Raw genomic sequence first — 15779 nt, 5'->3', positions numbered from 1 at the left:
GGGGTGTGCACATCATGATCTCCCGCTGGCTCGGCCGACGTTCGACCTCCGGAAGCCACGCCAGACCACTCGCCGGACTCTCCGTCCCGGCCTCCGCAGGTGTCCTCAGCTGCCGGGTTCTCGACCCGGTCAACGAGCCCGTCCGGCAGGCCGAGTTCGTCGTCACCGACGCCGCAGGGCGCAAGATCGTCGGAGGTGAGACCGACCCGTACGGCTCCCTCTTCGCCGCTGTGCCGGCCGGCGACTACCGACTGGCCGTCACCGCCGAGGGCTTCACCCCCTACCGCGGCAGCGCCACCGTCACCGAGAGCGGCCACTCCGGCCTCGGGGACGTGACCCTCCAGATCGCCTCACCGCCCCCGCTCCCGGAGCCCGGCGAGTGGGAGATCGACCTCATGCACTCCCAGATCAGCTTCTCCGCACGGCACATCGGCCTCGCCCGTATCCGCGGCCGGTTCAACAGCTTCGCGGGCGCGGTCCGCATCGGCGAGCGCATGGAGAACTCCGCCATGCACGTCATCATCGACGCCGCGTCCATCGACACCAACGTCAAGATGCGCGACGACCACCTGCGGGGCAAGGACTTCTTCGACGTCGCGAACTACCCGACGATGGAGTTCTACAGCGACCGCTTCGTGCACCGCGGCGGCAGCCGCTGGGCGATCTCCGGCGCCCTCACCCTGCACGGCGTGAGCCGCACCGTCACGCTCGACAGCCAGTACCTCGGCATGGGCAACGGCATCCAGGGCGAGACCCGCGCGGCCGTCCACTCCAGCGCCGAACTGCACCGCGAGGACTTCACCCTCACCTGGCAGACGATGCTCGGGCACGGCATCGCCGCCGTCGGCTCGTCCATCGCCGTCGAGCTGGACATCCAGATCATCCCCAAAGGGCCGGCCGCCCCGGCCGCCTGAGCAGGCCTTTTAGGAGCCCTGGGCACCTATCGTGGGTGCCAGGTCGCCGGGCACCCCACCCCCGAGCGCCTCTCCTACGGGGCCTCCAGCCACCCCTCGTACTCCGCGGCCAGCGCGTCCAGTGCCGCGGAGTCCAGGCGCCCCTCCGGGTCCTCGACCACCACCAGCCACTGGGCGTCCTCGGCGTCGTCCTCGCCCGCCAGGGCGTCCCGTACGAGCTGGGGCTCCTGGGCCGTCCCGAACCGGTCGGGCAGCTCCTGGGCCACCTCCTCGGCGGCATCCCGGTCCGGCAGTACCAACACATGTCGCACATCGCTCACGTGGACATTGTCCGGTACTCGCCCGGTACGAACTCGGCGGGGCGGGCACTGTCAGTGGCCCGTGGGATGCTTGACCGCGATGGCCACCAGGAAGAATTCGACCGACGATCCGCTCGCCCCCGTCACCCTCGCCGTGGGGCAGGAGGACCTGCTGCTCGACCGCGCCGTGCGGCAGGTAGTGGCGGCGGCCCGCGCCGCCGACGCGGAGACCGACGTGCGCGACCTCACGCCCGACAAGCTGGAACCAGGCACCCTCGCCGAGCTGACCAGCCCCTCGCTCTTCTCCGAGCGCAAGGTCGTCGTCGTGCGCAACGCACAGGACCTCTCCGCCGACACGATCAAGGACGTCAAGGCGTACCTCGGCGCCCCCGCCGAAGAGATCACCCTCGTCCTGCTGCACGCGGGCGGCGCCAAGGGCAAGGGCCTCCTCGACGCGGCCCGCAAGGCCGGTGCCCGCGAGGTCGCCTGCCCCAAGACCACCAAGCCCGCCGAGCGGCTCTCGTTCGTACGGTCCGAGTTCCGCGCGCTGGGCCGGTCCGCCACGCCCGAGGCGGGCCAGGCGCTCGTCGACTCCATCGGCAGCGACCTGCGCGAGCTGGCCAGCGCCGTCTCGCAGCTCGTCTCGGACGTCGAGGGCACCATCGACGAGGCGATCGTCGGCCGGTACTACACGGGCCGCGCCGAAGCCTCCAGCTTCACCGTCGCCGACCGCGCGGTCGAGGGCCGGGCGGCCGAAGCGCTCGAAGCGCTGCGCTGGTCGTTGTCGACCGGCGTCGCTCCCGTCCTGATCACCAGTGCGCTCGCTCAGGCCGTACGCGCCATCGGCAAGCTCGCCTCCGCCCCGCGCGGCGCCCGCCCCGGGGACCTGGCCCGGGACCTCGGTATGCCGCCGTGGAAGATCGACCGGGTCCGCCAGCAGATGCGCGGCTGGTCGGCGGACGGCGTCGCACTCGCACTGCGCGCGGTCGCCGATGCCGACGCGGGCGTCAAGGGCGGCGGGGACGACCCGGAGTACGCCCTGGAGAAGGCGGTCGTCGCGGTGGCCCGCGCCGCTCGCGCACGGCCGTCCCGCTAGGCCTCCGGCCCGCTAGGCCTCCTTGCACAAGCAGCCCGCGCTTCGCCGTACGCAACCCGCCCTCGCTGCGTAAGGGAAACGCCGAAGGGAAACGCGAGGGGGAAACGCCGAAGGGAAGCGCGAGAGGGAAACGCCAGAACCCCGGTCCCGTCCTGGGGAAGGACGGAGACCGGGGTTCCGGTTCAAGCTGGTGGTCCACCGCGCCCGCGTGGCGAACGCGTTCGGTGCGCGGCGGGGGTGTCGGGTCAGGAGCGGTAGAGAGGGTCCGCTGAATCCTGGCGCCGACGATTCACTACAGGTACCTCAGAGTGATGCTCAGGCCTGCAGGGTGGCGACCTTGGCAGCCAGCGCCGACTTCTTGTTGGCGGCGGCGTTCTTGTGGATGACACCCTTGCTGGCGGCCTTGTCGAGCGCGCGGGAGGCGTCGCGAACGGCCAGCGTGGCCTTCTCGACGTCACCGGCGACGACGGCCTCGCGGGCCTTGCGCACGGCGGTCTTGACCGAGGACTTGACGGCCTTGTTGCGCAGGCGCGCCTTCTCGTTGGTCTTGTTCCGCTTGATCTGGGACTTGATGTTCGCCACGAAAGAGCCTTTACAGGTTCGGTTGGATCTCGATGTGCGTCCCGCCACCCGCAAGGGTCACGAGACACAGCTGCCCAGGCTACCAGTCGTCCGCCGACCGGCCCAAACCGGCCGCAGCCCCCCAGCCGTGGGACCATGGGAAGACTTCACAACTTCCGGACCGAGACGAGAACGACGCACGCGCGCGCCCGACGCACATCCGTGGCGCCCACCGTGTACGTCTTCTCAAGAATCAGGACCCTGCGTGCCCGCGACTCCTCTCCACGTGCCCGAGCCGAGCCGTACCGACCCGGCACTGCTCCGCAACTTCTGCATCATCGCGCACATCGACCACGGCAAGTCGACGCTTGCCGACCGGATGCTCCAGCTGACCGGTGTGGTCGACCCGCGGCAGATGCGTGCCCAGTACCTCGACCGCATGGACATCGAGCGCGAGCGCGGCATCACGATCAAGTCCCAGGCGGTACGGCTGCCCTGGGCGCCGGGCGAAGGCGAGGGCAAGGGCAAGACCCACGTCCTCAACATGATCGACACCCCGGGCCACGTGGACTTCACCTACGAGGTCTCCCGCTCGCTGGCGGCCTGCGAGGGCACGGTCCTGCTGGTCGACGCGGCACAGGGCATCGAGGCGCAGACTCTCGCCAACCTCTACCTGGCGATGGAGAACGACCTCGCGATCGTCCCCGTCCTCAACAAGATCGACCTGCCGGCCGCCCAGCCGGAGAAGTTCTCCGAGGAGCTGGCCAACCTCATCGGCTGCCAGCCCGAGGATGTTCTGAAGGTCTCCGCGAAGACCGGTGTCGGCGTGGACGCGCTGCTCGACCGCGTCGTGCGCGACGTGCCGGCCCCGGTCGGCGTCAAGGACGCGCCCGCCCGCGCGATGATCTTCGACTCGGTCTACGACTCCTACCGCGGCGTCGTGACGTACGTACGAGTGGTCGACGGCCAGCTCAACAAGCGCGAGCGCATCAAGATGATGTCGACCGGCGCCACCCACGAACTGCTGGAGATCGGCGTCTCGTCGCCCGAGATGACGTCCTCCGACGGTCTCGGTGTCGGCGAGGTCGGCTACATCATCACCGGTGTGAAGGACGTCCGGCAGTCCAAGGTCGGCGACACCATCACCTCCCTGAACAAGGGGGCAACGGAGGCGCTGGGCGGCTACAAGGACCCGAAGCCGATGGTCTTCTCGGGCCTGTATCCGGTGGACGGCTCCGAGTACCCGGACCTGCGCGAGGCCCTCGACAAGCTCCAGCTCAACGACGCCGCGCTGGTGTACGAGCCGGAGACCTCGGCGGCGCTGGGCTTCGGCTTCCGCGTCGGCTTCCTCGGCCTGCTGCACCTCGACGTGATCCGTGAGCGCCTGGAGCGCGAGTTCGGCCTCGACCTCATCGCGACCGCGCCCAACGTGGTCTACCGCGTGGTCATGGAGGACGGCTCCGAGCACATCGTGACCAACCCGAGCGAATTCCCCGAGGGCAAGATCTCGGACGTCTTCGAGCCGGTCGTACGGGCCACGATCCTCGCCCCCAGCGAGTTCATCGGCGCGATCATGGAGCTCTGCCAGACCCGTCGCGGCACGCTCCTGGGCATGGACTACCTCTCCGAGGACCGTGTCGAGATCCGCTACACGCTGCCGCTCGCAGAAATTGTCTTCGACTTCTTCGACCAGCTGAAGTCCAAGACCCGCGGCTATGCCTCCCTCGACTACGAGCCCACCGGCGAGCAGTCCGCAGCACTGGTCAAGGTCGACATCCTGCTGCACGGCGACAGGGTCGACGCCTTCTCCGCCGTCACGCACAAGGACGCGGCGTACGCGTACGGGGTGCGCCTCGTGGCCAAGTTGCGCGAGCTCATTCCGCGGCAGGCCTTCGAGATCCCCATCCAGGCCGCCATCGGCTCCCGGGTCATCTCCCGCGAGACGATCCGCGCCATCCGCAAGGACGTCCTCGCCAAGTGCTACGGCGGCGACATTTCCCGCAAGCGCAAGCTCCTGGAGAAGCAGAAGGAGGGCAAGAAGCGGATGAAGATGGTCGGCAGCGTCGAGGTTCCGCAGGAAGCCTTCATCGCGGTCCTCTCCAGCGACGAATCCAGCAGCAAGAAGAAGTAGCCGGGCAGAAGCAGCCGGGGCGCCTGAACCACCGGCAGCCGAGTACGGGCCCGTCGCACCTCGGTGCGGCGGGCCCGTTTCGTTGTACGGAAGTCCGTGCGGCCCGTGTACGGAAAGTCCGTGCGGCCGTGTCCGGAGCCCGTGCGGCCTGTTGTACCGCTCGGTAGGAGTGCCCGGGACCACCTGGCGGCCACGGTCAGGTCCGTTATGAAAAGGAGGGCCCGGGAGCTCTTACGCACCAGGCCCCGGCGCTCTACTCTGATCACTGATCGTTTGTTACTCGCCAGTTAAATACCAGCCAGTCGCGCAGCAATGCCGTGGGCCCGGAGGACGTCGTGAGCGACACACAGACCATGATCGAGAACCGGCCGCCGTCCGTCGCGGCCCTCTTCATCGAGCGCGTGGCCGCCACGCCGGACGGGGAGGCCTACCGGTATCCGGTGCCACCGTCCAGTGGACAGGGGCCCGACGAATGGCGCTCGTTGAGCTGGGGGCAGGCCGCCAAGCGGGTGTACTCGATCGGCGCCGGCCTCGTCGAACTCGGCGTGCAGCCCGAGGAGCGGGTCGCGCTCGCCTCGAACACCAGGGTCGAGTGGATCCTCGCGGACCTCGGTGTGATGTGTGCGGGTGCCGCCACCACCACGATCTATCCCTCGACCAACGCCGAGGAGTCGGCGTACATCCTCTCCGACTCCGAGAGCCGCGTACTGATCGCCGAGGACGCCGACCAGCTCGCCAAGGCCCGCGAGAAGCGCGCCGAGCTGCCGAACCTCGCCCACGTCGTGGTCGTCAACGCCGAGGACGCCAAGCCCGCCGACGGCGACCCCGAGGGCTGGGTGCTCTCGCTCGCCGACCTGGAGGCACGCGGAGCGGCGTACCTGGAGAAGAACCCGGACGCGGTCAAGGAGCGTGTCGCGGCGATCACCTCCGACCAGCTCGCCACGCTCATCTACACCTCCGGCACCACCGGCCGCCCCAAGGGTGTACGGCTGCCGCACGACTGCTGGTCGTACATGGCGAAGGCGACCGTCGCGACCGGGCTGATCACCAAGGACGACCTGCAGTACCTGTGGCTGCCGCTGGCGCACGTCTTCGGCAAGGTGCTCACCTCCGGACAGATCGAGGTCGGGCACGTCACCGCCGTCGACGGCCGCATCGACAAGATCATTGAGAATCTGCCGGTCGTGCAGCCGACGTACATGGCCGCCGTACCGCGCATCTTCGAGAAGGTTTACAACGGCGTCGCCGCAAAGGCACGGGCCGGTGGCGGAGCCAAGTACAAGATCTTCCTGTGGGCGGCGGGCATCGGCCGCGAGTACGCGAAGGTGACGCAGGACAACTTCCGGCGCACCGGGCAGGCGACAGCACCCTTCGCGCTGAACGCCAAGCACAAGGTCGCGGACGCGCTGGTCTTCTCGAAGATCCGTGAGGCGTTCGGCGGGCGGCTGCGGGCGTGCGTGTCGGGTTCGGCCGCGCTCGCCCCCGACATCGGCTACTTCTTCGCAGGCGCCGGGATCCACATCCTGGAGGGGTACGGGCTGACCGAGTCCAGCGCCGCCAGCTTCGTCAACCCCGGTGAGGCGTACCGCACCGGCACCGTCGGCAAGCCGCTCCCCGGCACCGAGGTCCGTATCGCGGAGGACGGCGAGATCCTGCTGCGCGGCCCCGGCATCATGCAGGGCTACCACGGGCTGCCGGAGAAGACCGCCGAAGTCCTGGAGCCCGACGGCTGGTTCCACACCGGCGACATCGGGGAACTGTCGGCGGACGGGTACCTGAAGATCACCGACCGCAAGAAGGACATCATCAAGACGTCCGGCGGCAAGTATGTCTCGCCCGCCGAGACCGAGGGGCAGTTCAAGGCGGTCTGTCCGTACGTGTCGAACATCCTGGTGCACGGCGCCGACCGGAACTTCTGCACGGCGCTGATCTCCCTCGACGAGCCGACGATCCTCGGCTGGGCGAAGGAGCAGGGCCTGCGGGCGACGACGTACGCGGAGGTGGTCGCCGCGCCGGAGACCCAGGCCCTCATAGAGGGTTACGTCAAGGAGCTCAACGAGGGCCTGCAGCGCTGGCAGACCATCAAGAAGTTCCGGCTGCTGCCCCGCGACCTGGATGTCGAGAACGGTGAGCTCACGCCCAGCCTGAAGCTGAAGCGGCCGGTCGTCGAGCGGGAGTACAAGCACCTGATCGACGAGATGTACGCGGGGAGCCGGGAGGCCTGATCCGGCTCTTTGGAACGTGTGGGACGCGTCGCGGTCAGCTGCCCTGGCCGCGGCGCATTTCCGTGAGGGTCTCCTTCATCCGGGCCACCTGGCCCCGCAGTTGCGACGCGTCGCCCGGACGGCCCTGGGCGACGCACCCCTCGATCTCCGACAACTGCTCGGCGAGCCCGAACTGCTGCCGCTCCTGCTCCAGCATCCGCTCCAGCTGGCGGTTCTTGCGGTGCAGTTCGAGGAAGACATTCACTTTTGCGCGCAGCACCCACGGGTCGAACGGCTTGGTCAGGAAGTCGGCGGCGGCGAACTTCTGCCGCAGCAGCGCCTTCATCGCCTCCTCGCCCGAACGGGCCCGTACCAACGGTTCGTTCAGCGGGCCCAGAACGGCCTCCAGTGCGATGAGGTTGTCCTCCATGTCGTCCAACCAGCAGGATGCTGGCGCAATCGCTCTGCGGTGCCTCAGCGGTCATCGTCTACTGCCTCACAGCGTCGGTGGTGGGCCGGCGGGCTCACTACGAGTCGTCGGCCTGCCCCGGGACCACGGGGGCAGCCGGTGCCACCGGAGCGTCCGGGACGGTGAAACCTGCCGACGCGCATCCCGGCTGTCCCCTGGGCGCGGCCGCCCAGCTGACCGACCGTGCCGACTTCGCGGGCGACGCGGGTGACTTCGTAGGCGAAGGCGGAGAGCTGGTCGACCATCGTGTTGACCGCCCGGCCCGGCCGGCGCAGGTCGCCGTGCAGCTGCCGGTTTCCGTCGTGCAGGTCGACCCGCTGGGTGAGGTCGCCGCCCGCGACCGCGTCCAGCACGCGCGTGGCGTTGACGGCGGGCACCACGAGGGCGTCGAGCAGGGCGTTCGTACTGTTGATGTGGGAGGCCCAGCGGCCCTGGCCGGGGCTCACCGCGAGGCGCTCGTCGAGCCTGCCGTGCCGTACGACCTCCCGGCGCACACGGGCGAGTTCGGCCCCGTAGTGCTCCTTGCGGTGGGCGATCTGGTGGAAGGCCGCGGTCGGTTCGGCCGGGGTCCCCTCCTGTGCCGCCGGCAGCCGGACCCGGAAGTCCCCGTCCCGCAGCGCGGTCGTCGCGGCGAGGAGAGGGCGCAGTTCGGAGGCGTGCACCCACCCCTCGCCGGGGTGCGAAGTGGTGCGATCTTCGTTCATCGGGGCCCACTTCGGTGACTCGGTGCTTATGGGCGGGCCCAGTCTGTCACCCTGTGGTTGTCGTAAGCGGCGCATTGCGAGAACCGACCAGGAGCCGCACTGTGGCATCCATTCCGACGCAGCGGGCCAACGGCGCCCGTGCGAGAAATCCGTGGGCCGGGAGGTGCGAGATCCAGTCCGAGGCCCGCACCAGCCTGCCCGGGAACCCGCTCGCGCCGTCCGCCGCGCGGAAGTTCCTGCGGGCTGCCGTCGCGGACTGGTCCGGTACGCCCCTGCTGCCCGCCGACGAGGGCTTCGCCTCCCGTCTCGCCGACGACGCGGCCCTGGTCGTCAACGAACTCGTCACCAATGCCGTCGTGCACGCGGGCACCACCGTCGAACTCCTGTGCCGCATCGAGCCCCCGGGCGCCACCAGCGAAACCGCCGCCCTCGTCATCGAGGTCTCCGACCACCACCCCTCCCGGGTCGTACGCAACGAACCGCAGCGCTACGAGAGGGCCGACGCCCCCGAGTACGGGCGCGGCCTCCACCTCGTCGCCGGACTCGCCGAAAGCTGGGGCGTCACCTACCGCACCGGCCTCAAGACAGTCTGGGCGGCGCTCCCGCTGGACGGCTGGCAGCCCGCCGCGGCCGACAGTCCCGCGCTCACCCCCACCGTCCTCGCCGCCCACCAGGAGTTCCAGCGCGGGCTGCGGGTGGCCGAGATCCTCGCCCCGCTGCCGCGCAGGCAGCTGCGCGGCGAGGACCAGGACTGGATCAACCGGGGTGCGCTGTCGTTCCTCGCCGAGGCCTCCGACCTGCTGGCCGGGCAGTTCGACCAGGACATGGTGGTGGCGCTCGCCGCGCAGCTGCTGGTGCCCCGGCTCGCCGACTGGTGCGCCGTGTGGCTCGACCCGGAGGGCGGCGGCCCGGGGGCGCAACCGCGGCTCGCCCGCGTCTGGCACGCGCGCGAGGCATGCGTGGAGGAACTGCGCGCCCTGCTGGAGAAGGAGCCGCCGCGGCTGCCCGAATCCGCCCGCGGCGGCCCCGTGGCGCTGCCCTGGCCGGGCACCGGGGCGACCTTCGGCGGGGCCGGTGCGGTGCTCGCCTGCCAGATGGTGGTGGGCGGGCGCAGGGTCGGCATCCTGATGCTCGGGAGGGCCGGCATGCCGCGCATTCCCGACGAGGTGACCGGGCTCATCGAGGACTTCGTACGCAGGGTGGCGCTCGCCGTGGGCGCCGCCCGCCGGTACACCCAGCAGGCCACCATCTCCAGTGTCCTGCAGCGGGCCCTGCTGCCCAGCCAGGTTGCCGAGATCCCAGGCCTGACCAGCGCCCTCGTCTACCAGCCGCGGGGCGAGGGGCTGGCCGGCGGCGACTTCTACGACATCTTCCACGCGTCGGACGGCCGCTGGTGCTTCGCCCTGGGCGACGTACAGGGCAACGGACCGGAGGCCGCCGTCGTCACCGGGCTGGTGCGGCCGTGGCTGCGGCTGCTCGCACGCGAGGGCTACCAGGTGTCGGGGGTCCTGGACCGGCTCAACCGGCTGCTGCTCGACGATGCGACGGAGTCCGCGGACGCGGCGGCGCGGCTGGTCGCCGCCGCGGGCGGCCAGGACCTCCCGGACGGACCGCAGGCACGTTTCCTGTCGATGCTGTACGGAGAGCTGGAGCCGCTCCCGGAGGCGGACGGCGGCGGGGTGCGATGCACGGTTTCCAGCGCCGGGCACCCGCTGCCGCTGGTGCTGCGGCCCGACGGGGAGGTGCGGGCGGCGGGCCGGCCGGGGGTGCTGCTCGGGGTGCTGGACGACGCGGCGTACGAGAGTGAAACGTTCGTGCTGGCGTCGGGGGAGGTGCTGCTGAGCGTGACGGACGGGGTGACGGAGCGGCGGTGCGGGCAGGTGCTGTTCGATGACGGGGAGGGGCTGGCGGCGGAGCTGGCGGGGTGTGCGGGGCTGTCGGCGCAGGGGGTGGCGGAGCGGATCACCAGGGCGGTGCACGGGTTCGCGGAGGATCCGCCGGACGACGACGTGGCGCTGCTGGTGCTGCGGGCGGAGTAGGGCGGCGGCGGTGCCGGGTTCCCGTAGGGCGGACAGCGGCGGCGGTATCGGGTTCCCGGAGGGCGGACAATGGGGGCATGCCTTCTGTACTGCCTGATGGTGAGCCCATGCCCGAGGACGGGGCGCTGCCTCTTGATGCGCTGCGGGGGGCGGGGGAGCGGCCGCTCGGGTTCTATCTGCACGTGCCGTACTGCGCGACCCGGTGCGGGTACTGCGACTTCAATACGTATACGGCGACCGAGCTGCGGGGGTCGGGCGGAGCGCTTGCTTCGCGCGACAACTACGCGGCGACGCTGGTGGAGGAAGTGCGCCTCGCGCGCAAGGTGCTGGGCGACGACCCGCGGCCGGTGCGGACCGTCTTCGTGGGCGGCGGGACGCCCACCCTGCTGCCCGCCGCCGATCTCGTACGGATGTTGGGGGCGGTGCGCGAGGAGTTCGGGCTCGCGGACGACTGCGAGGTCACGACGGAGGCCAATCCCGAGTCGGTGAATCCGGCGTACCTGGCGGAGCTGCGCGAGGGCGGCTTCAACCGGGTGTCGTTCGGGATGCAGAGCGCCAAGCAGCACGTGCTGAAGATCCTGGACCGTACGCACACCCCGGGGCGCCCGGAGGCGTGTGTCGCGGAGGCGCGGGCGGCCGGCTTCGACCATGTGAACCTGGACCTGATCTACGGCACCCCGGGGGAGTCCGACGCCGACTGGCAGGCGTCCCTCGACGCGGCCATCGGGGCGGGCCCCGACCATGTGAGTGCGTACGCGCTGATCGTCGAGGAGGGCACCCAGCTCGCCCGGCGGATCCGGCGCGGCGAGGTCCCGATGACGGACGACGACGTGCACGCGGACCGCTACCTGATGACGGAGGAGGCGCTCTCGAAGGCCGGTTTCTCCTGGTACGAGGTGTCCAACTGGGCGACCTCCGAGGCCGGCCGGTGCCTGCACAACGAGCTGTACTGGCGTGGCGCCGACTGGTGGGGCGCCGGGCCCGGTGCGCACAGCCACGTCGGCGGTGTGCGCTGGTGGAACGTCAAGCATCCCGGTGCCTACGCACAGGCGCTGGGCGAGGGGCGGTCCCCCGGGGCCGGGCGCGAGGTGCTGCTCGACGAGGACCGCAGGGTCGAGCGGATCCTGCTGGAGCTGCGGCTCGTCGAGGGCTGCGAGCTGTCGCTGCTGAAGCCCGCCGGGCTGGCTGCCGCGGAGAAGGCGGTAAGGGGCGGCCTCTTGGAGGACGGTCCTTACGCCGAGGGCCGCGCGGTGCTCACCCTGCGCGGCCGGCTGCTCGCGGACGCGGTGGTGCGGGACCTGGTGGACTGAGGACCGCGCGCAGCCACCGGGCGGCCGCGCGCAGCGACCCGGGCGGCCGGTGGCTGAGACCCGAGCGACCGGTGGCTGCGACCCGGGCGGCCGGGCGGGGCGACCGGGCGGAAACGCTGCCATGCTGCGGGCACCGCTTCCGGTCAGCCCTGCGGCACGTCGCCGACCGTCACGTGGTCGATGAGCCGCTCCACCGCGCCGAGCAGGGACGGTTCCAGGTCCCTGTACGTGCTCACCCGCGCCAGGATGTGCTGCCAGGCGGCGCCCGTGTTGTCCGGCCAGCCGAGCGCCCGGCACACGCCCGTCTTCCAGTCCTGGCCGCGGGGGACCCGAGGCCAGCCGGGGATGCCGACGGAGGACGGCTTCACGGCCTCCCACACGTCGATGTAGGGGTGCCCGACGATCAGGACGTGGGCGTCCGTCACCCGGGCGGCGATGCGGGACTCCTTCGAGCCCGGCACCAGGTGGTCGACCAGGACGCCGAGTTTCGCGTCCGGCCCCGGGGCGAACTCGGCAACGATCGCCGGCAGGTCGTCGATGCCCTCCAGGTATTCGACGACGACGCCCTCGATGCGCAGGTCGTCGCCCCAGACGCGTTCCACCAGTTCCGCGTCGTGCCGCCCCTCCACATAGATGCGGCCCGCCCGCGCCACGCGCGCCCGCGCGTGGGTGACGGCGACCGACCCGGAAGCGGTACGGGCGGGGCGCATGGGGGAGGCACCCGAGGGCGGCCGTACCAGCGTCACCGGCGCACCCTCATAGAGGAAGCCGGCCGCAGTCATCGGGAACACCCGGTGCTTGCCGAAGCGGTCCTCCAGGGTGACCGTCGGGCCCTCGGCCGTCTTCTCGGTGCGGATCACCGCACCGCAGAAGCCCGTCGACACCTCCTCCACCACCAGGTCGTACTCGGCGGGGAGTTCGGGGGCGGGCGTCGACTTCTTCCAGGGCGGGGTGAAGTCGGGGCTGTAGCTGCGCATGCGTCAGACGCTACGACACGTGCCCGAGGGGCAGCCAGGAGGCCTTGAAACGGCGTGCCAGCGCGTCGCGTTGGGCCCTGACGAACGCCGCGTCCACCGCCGCACCGTGCCCCGGCACGTACACGGCGTCCTCGCCGCCCAGGGAGAGGAGCCGGTCCAGCGCCTCGGGCCACCGTCCGGCGACCGCGTCGGGGCCCGCCTGCGGCTCCCCGGACTCCTCCACCAGGTCCCCGCAGAAGACGACCTCGGGGCCGCCCTCCAGGCCCGGTACGAGGGCCACCAGGTCGTGGCCGCTGTGCGCGGGTCCCAGGTTGGCGAACAGGACGCTGCGCCCGCCGCCCAGGTCGAGGGTGCGCTCGCTGGAGACCAGGTGGTGCGGGGCGGCCAGCAGCTCCGCGGCCTCGGCGGCGGTGTGCGGATCCACCCCTTGACGTACCGCGTCGGTGGCGATCGACTCCCGCTGCGAGACGAGCAGCGTGTCCATGCCGGCCGCGGCGAACACCTCGACGCCCGCGAAGACGCCCGCCCCCAGCACATGGTCGAAGTGGGGGTGGCTGAGCGCGAGATGCGTCACTCTGCGGCCGAGCAGCGACTGGGCCTGAAGCCGGATCCCGGCGCCCTCGCGCAGCGAGGACCCGGTGTCGTACAGGAGCGCGCCCCGGGCGCCGCAGACCAGGCCGACCGTCGCGTCCCAGCCAGGCAGCCGTCGCCTGCCGACGCCCGGAGCGAGTTGTTCCCAGCCGGCCTCTTCCCATCGCATCTCCATACCGTGACGCTAGCGTGAGCTGCCGCCCTTGCCCGGTCGGCACCCCGCCGCCGTACACTGGCCCGGACAATCGCTGGCACTCGCGCACGGGGAGTGCCAGGCAGGGCGGCGGGGCACCAGCCCCGTACGCCCGATCTGCACCAGGGAACATCAAGGCTTGGAGGTGTGCGCGATGCTCAGTGAACGCAGACTTGAAGTGCTGCGCGCCATCGTCCAGGACTATGTCGGCACGGAGGAGCCCGTCGGCTCCAAGGCGCTCACCGAGCGGCACCAGCTCGGCGTCTCCCCGGCCACCGTCCGCAACGACATGGCGGCCCTGGAGGACGAGGGGTTCATCGCCCAGCCGCACACCAGTGCCGGGCGCATCCCCACGGACAAGGGCTATCGGCTGTTCGTCGACCGGCTGGCGGGGGTCAAGCCCCTGTCCACGCCGGAGCGGCGGGCGATCCAGAGCTTCCTGGACGCGTCGCTCGACCTCGACGACGTCGTCGCCCGTACGGTGCGGCTGCTCGCGCAGCTGACCCGGCAGGTGGCCGTCGTCCAGTACCCGTCGCTGACGCGTTCCACGGTGCGGCACGTGGAGCTCCTGTCGTTGGCGCCCGCCCGGCTGATGCTGGTGCTGATCACCGACACAGGACGGGTCGAGCAGCGGATGATCGACTGCCCGGCGCCGTTCGGCGAGATGTCCCTGGCGGATCTGCGGGCGCGGCTCAACAGCCGGGTCGTGGGCCGCAGGTTCGCCGATGTTCCGCAGTTGGTGCAGGAACTTCCCGAGTCGTTCGATCCGGAGGACAGGGGAACCGTTTCGACGGTTCTCGCGACTCTTCTGGAGACGCTCGTGGAAGAGACCGAGGAACGGCTGATGATCGGCGGCACCGCCAATCTCACCCGCTTCGGCCACGACTTCCCGCTCACCATCCGCCCCGTACTGGAGGCGCTGGAGGAGCAGGTCGTTCTGCTGAAGCTGCTCGGAGAGGCCACGGAGTCCGGCATGACCGTACGTATCGGTCATGAGAATGCTCACGAGGGACTCAGTTCTACGTCCGTGGTCGCAGTCGGCTACGGTTCGGGCGACGAGGCAGTCGCCAAGCTAGGCGTGGTCGGACCGACCCGCATGGACTACCCCGGAACGATGGGAGCGGTACGCGCAGTGGCACGTTACGTCGGACAGATCCTGGCGGAGTCGTAAGTGGCCACGGACTACTACGCCGTACTCGGCGTGCGCCGCGACGCTTCCCAGGACGAAATCAAGAAGGCGTTCAGGCGTCTTGCGCGTGAGCTTCACCCGGATGTGAATCCGGACCCGAAGACTCAGGAGCGCTTCAAGGAGATCAACGCCGCCTACGAGGTGTTGTCGGACCCGCAGAAGAAGCAGGTCTACGACCTCGGCGGCGACCCGCTGTCGGCCTCCGGCGGAGGCGGTGCGGGCGGCTTCGGCCAGGGTGGTTTCGGAAACTTCTCCGACATCATGGACGCCTTCTTCGGTACGGCGTCCCAGCGCGGCCCGCGGTCGCGCACCCGCCGCGGCCAGGACGCCATGATCCGGCTGGAGATCGACCTCAATGAGGCGGCCTTCGGCACCACCAAGGAGATCCAGGTCGACACCGCTGTGGTGTGCACGACCTGCAGTGGCGAGGGCGCTGCCCCCGGCACCTCCGCGCAGACCTGTGACATGTGTCGCGGCCGCGGTGAGGTCTCGCAGGTCACCCGGTCGTTCCTCGGCCAGGTCATGACCTCGCGGCCCTGCCCGCAGTGCCAGGGCTTCGGCACGGTCGTGCCGACGCCGTGCCCGGAGTGCGCCGGCGACGGCCGCGTCCGGTCGCGTCGCACGCTCACGGTGAAGATCCCGGCCGGTGTCGACAACGGCACCCGCATCCAGCTCGCGGGCGAGGGCGAGGTCGGCCCCGGCGGCGGCCCCGCCGGCGACCTCTATGTGGAGATCCACGAGCTGCCGCACCAGACCTTCCAGCGGCGCGGCGACGATCTGCACTGCACGGTGACCATCCCGATGACGGCGGGCGCGCTCGGCACCAAGGTGCCGCTGGAGACGCTCGACGGGGTCGAGGAGATCGACATCCGGCCCGGTACGCAGTCGGGCCAGTCGGTGCCGCTGCACGGGCGCGGTGTGACGCACCTGCGCGGTGGCGGTCGCGGTGACCTGATCGTGCACGTCGAGGTGCTGACGCCGTCGAAGCTGGACCCGCAGCAGGAGGACCTGCTGCGTCAGCTGGCGAAGCTGCGCGGCGAGGAGCGGCCCACGGGGCAGTTCCAGCCGGGGCAGCAGGGGTTGTTCTCGCGGTTGAAGGACG

12 protein-coding genes and 2 pseudogenes are annotated in these 15779 nt (G+C 70.7%); 8 read left to right on the top strand and 6 right to left on the bottom strand.

What is annotated here, in order from left to right:
- Positions 1–14 precede the first annotated feature (14 nt).
- Positions 15–914 (top strand): YceI family protein, encoded by a 900-nt coding sequence (locus AB0D18_RS01260; RefSeq protein WP_362410779.1) that lies wholly within the window; start codon positions 15–17, stop codon positions 912–914.
- A 74-nt stretch (positions 915–988) separates the two neighbouring features.
- On the opposite strand, the gene AB0D18_RS01255 is transcribed toward AB0D18_RS01260, so the two are convergent.
- Complete coding sequence (locus tag AB0D18_RS01255; protein ID WP_362410776.1) at positions 989–1234, bottom strand: hypothetical protein; 246 nt, start codon at positions 1232–1234, stop codon at positions 989–991.
- A gap of 79 nt (positions 1235–1313) precedes the next feature.
- Between AB0D18_RS01255 and holA the strand changes: the two genes are divergently transcribed.
- On the top strand, positions 1314–2309 hold the full coding sequence (holA, locus tag AB0D18_RS01250) for a DNA polymerase III subunit delta (RefSeq protein WP_362410773.1): 996 nt from the start codon (positions 1314–1316) through the stop codon (positions 2307–2309).
- Between the two features lie 315 nt (positions 2310–2624).
- Here holA and rpsT read toward each other — a convergent pair whose 3' ends face one another.
- Complete coding sequence (rpsT, locus tag AB0D18_RS01245) at positions 2625–2891, bottom strand: 30S ribosomal protein S20 (RefSeq protein ID WP_185026347.1); 267 nt, start codon at positions 2889–2891, stop codon at positions 2625–2627.
- A gap of 244 nt (positions 2892–3135) precedes the next feature.
- On the opposite strand from rpsT, the gene lepA reads away from it, so the two are divergent.
- Positions 3136–5001, top strand: a complete 1866-nt coding sequence (lepA, locus tag AB0D18_RS01240) for a translation elongation factor 4 (protein WP_362410770.1) — start codon at positions 3136–3138, stop codon at positions 4999–5001.
- A gap of 335 nt (positions 5002–5336) precedes the next feature.
- Positions 5337–7226, top strand: coding sequence for an AMP-dependent synthetase/ligase (locus tag AB0D18_RS01235; protein WP_362410767.1), 1890 nt, complete (start codon positions 5337–5339; stop codon positions 7224–7226).
- Between the two features lie 34 nt (positions 7227–7260).
- Here AB0D18_RS01235 and AB0D18_RS01230 read toward each other — a convergent pair.
- Both AB0D18_RS01230 and AB0D18_RS01225 read right to left on the bottom strand, forming a co-directional pair.
- A pseudogene (locus tag AB0D18_RS01230) lies at positions 7261–7690 on the bottom strand (response regulator).
- Positions 7691–7829: 139 nt separating this feature from the next.
- Positions 7830–8378: pseudogene (locus AB0D18_RS01225) on the bottom strand (hybrid sensor histidine kinase/response regulator); the annotation flags it as partial.
- Positions 8379–8548: 170 nt separating this feature from the next.
- On the opposite strand from AB0D18_RS01225, the gene AB0D18_RS01220 reads away from it, so the two are divergent.
- The gene (locus tag AB0D18_RS01220; protein WP_362412093.1) at positions 8549–10417 is read left to right on the top strand and encodes an ATP-binding SpoIIE family protein phosphatase; all 1869 of its coding nucleotides are present in this window, start codon (positions 8549–8551) and stop codon (positions 10415–10417) included.
- Positions 10418–10494: 77 nt separating this feature from the next.
- On the top strand, positions 10495–11727 hold the full coding sequence (gene hemW, locus AB0D18_RS01215; protein WP_362410764.1) for a radical SAM family heme chaperone HemW: 1233 nt from the start codon (positions 10495–10497) through the stop codon (positions 11725–11727).
- A gap of 143 nt (positions 11728–11870) precedes the next feature.
- On the opposite strand, the gene AB0D18_RS01210 is transcribed toward hemW, so the two are convergent.
- Positions 11871–12704, bottom strand: coding sequence for a DUF3097 domain-containing protein (locus AB0D18_RS01210; RefSeq protein ID WP_362410761.1), 834 nt, complete (start codon positions 12702–12704; stop codon positions 11871–11873).
- Between the two features lie 10 nt (positions 12705–12714).
- Positions 12715–13470 carry an MBL fold metallo-hydrolase gene (locus AB0D18_RS01205; RefSeq protein WP_362410759.1) on the bottom strand — a complete coding sequence of 252 codons (756 nt, stop codon included), beginning with the start codon at positions 13468–13470 and terminating at the stop codon, positions 12715–12717.
- Between the two features lie 172 nt (positions 13471–13642).
- Between AB0D18_RS01205 and hrcA the strand changes: the two genes are divergently transcribed.
- Positions 13643–14659 (top strand): heat-inducible transcriptional repressor HrcA, encoded by a 1017-nt coding sequence (hrcA, locus tag AB0D18_RS01200; protein ID WP_362410756.1) that lies wholly within the window; start codon positions 13643–13645, stop codon positions 14657–14659.
- Positions 14660–15779 (top strand): molecular chaperone DnaJ (gene dnaJ, locus AB0D18_RS01195; protein ID WP_362410753.1); only part of this gene is annotated, 1120 nt, incomplete at its 3' end.

Source organism: Streptomyces sp. NPDC048442, from assembly GCF_040651475.1.
Lineage (GTDB): Bacteria > Actinomycetota > Actinomycetes > Streptomycetales > Streptomycetaceae > Streptomyces.
Note: the sequence above shows the minus strand (reverse complement) of the source record. Positions and strands in the feature narration are given on the sequence as shown.